1 rRNA gene is annotated in these 593 nt (G+C 53.3%); it reads right to left on the reverse strand.

Annotated features, from left to right (window positions below):
* Positions 1-593: ribosomal RNA gene (locus AC1DWN_RS34970) — 23S ribosomal RNA — on the reverse strand; the annotation flags it as partial.

A 593-nucleotide genomic window follows, 5' to 3' on the forward strand; every position in this document is an offset into this window, starting at 1 on the left:
TGCGTGTTACCGCACCTTCACCCTGGACAGGGGTAGATCACACGGTTTCGGGTCTACGACCACGTACTTATTCGCCCTATTCAGACTCGCTTTCGCTACGGCTACAGCTTCCCGCCTTAACCTTGCACGTGATCGTAACTCGCCGGTTCATTCTACAAAAGGCACGCCATCACCCATTAATAGGGCTCTGACTTTTTGTAAGCGCACGGTTTCAGGTTCTTTTTCACTCCGCTTCCGCGGTGCTTTTCACCTTTCCCTCACGGTACTGCTTCACTATCGGTCACTAGGGAGTATTTAGCCTTGGCAGATGGTCCTGCCGGATTCCGACGGGGTTTCTCGTGTCCCGCCGTACTCAGGATCCGTCTCGGAGAGTGTTTGCTTTCGGTTACAGGGCTTTTACCTGCTCTGGCGGGCCTTTCCAGACCTCTTCGCCTACCAAACACCTTTGTAACTCCATGTGAGACGTCCTACAACCCCAAGGAGCWWGCTCCTTGGTTTGGGCTAATCCGCGTTCGCTCGCCGCTACTGACGGAATCACTTTTGTTTTCTCTTCCTCAGGGTACTTAGATGTTTCAGTTCCCCTGGTATGCCTC

This window comes from Paenibacillus sp. P4_A7 (assembly GCF_056402455.1).